Source organism: Ruegeria sp. BG9, assembly GCF_056538305.1.
In genome coordinates, this window is record NZ_JBQFSY010000023.1 from 1 (window position 1) to 1362 (window position 1362).

Annotated in this window: 1 protein-coding gene; it reads left to right on the forward strand. The window is 56.2% G+C overall.

Translation table 11 applies throughout. From position 1 onward, the window contains the following. The first annotated feature begins 97 nt into the window (after positions 1 to 97). Positions 98 to 1120 (forward strand): IS110 family RNA-guided transposase, encoded by a 1023-nt coding sequence (locus ACR0I8_RS22040; RefSeq protein WP_170693030.1) that lies wholly within the window; start codon positions 98 to 100, stop codon positions 1118 to 1120. Positions 1121 to 1362: the final 242 nt, after the last annotated feature.

The window sequence follows — 1362 nt, forward strand, 5'->3', positions numbered from 1 at the left end:
GGCTCAAAGCTGATGGGGTGGATGGCTCCTGCTTCAACCGGCGTCGCAATGCGCCATAGTGCAGGTGTCAAAGTCTGCTTTTGAAAGGAGCCACCCCATGCAAGTTACCACAATTGGCGTTGATCTGGCCAAGAACGTCTTTCAAGTCCACGGGATCACCGCGTCCGAGGAGGTTGTGTTCAACAAAGCCCTGCGGCGGGCGCAGTTTCTGTCGTTCTTTGCGAAGTTGGAGCCTTGCCTGATTGGTATGGAGTCCTGCAGTAGCGCCCACCACTGGGCGCGCGAGCTCATGGCCTTGGGCCACGAGGTTCGGTTGATCCCGCCGATGTATGTGAAACCATACGTCAAACGCGGGAAGTCTGATGCAATTGATGCCGCAGCAATCTGTGAAGCGGTTACTCGTCCGACCATGCGCTTTGTTGCAATCAAGACGGTCGAGCAGCAATCCCTCCTCTCGCTGCATCGGGCGCGTGATCTTCTGGTGCGCCAGAGAACGCAACTCATCAACAATCTGCGCGGTTTGGTTGCCGAGTTTGGCATCTTCATTCCGAGAGGTCTCGCCCGGGTGATTGGGTTTGCCGAAGACATTACGCTTGGCGAAGTTCTCGATCTGCCTAAGATTGCCAATGAAGTGATCCATAATCTGTGCGAGCAACTCATGGCTCTGCACAAACGGGTCCGCTGGTACGAAGATCGTATAAAACAAGTCGCCAAAGAGGATGCGCGTGTTCGTCTTCTTCGCACGATCCCCGGTGTTGGCGCTGTAACGGCTTCTGCAATCATCGCTAGCATTGGAGACGGGCATCAGTTCCGCAATGGTCGGGAGTTCGCTGCCTGGCTGGGCCTGACGCCGGCGAATAAGTCCAGCGGTGGCAAGGAGAAGCTGGGACGAATCACCAAGATGGGCGACCAGTATTTACGATCGTTGCTCGTCGTCGGCATGACGTCATTGGTCCGACAAACACGATCCCACCCCGAACGCGCCAGCAAGTGGCTGACATCATTGCTCGAACGCAAAGCCGCCCGCGTCGCAACTGTCGCGATGGCCAACAAGACCGCCCGGATCGTCTGGGCAGTGCTCACCCGCAACGAACCCTACAGCCCACGTGCTGCCGTCTGAGACGAAAGGAACAATGAGTTAGCAAGACCCGCGAGATGATGGTGCATAAGTCTGCCGCCAAAGCCAAGAAACTCCGCCGAATGGCGCGGGTATAATAGCCCGTAAAGCTGATAGGAACTTGGTTTGCGGAACCCATCAGGGCCAGCGGTCAAAACCGCGCAGACAGGCCGGACACATGACTGCTTCTGACAAATGCGCAAATCAGATCAAAAATGTCTTGCTAGGAAGGAGCCATCCACACA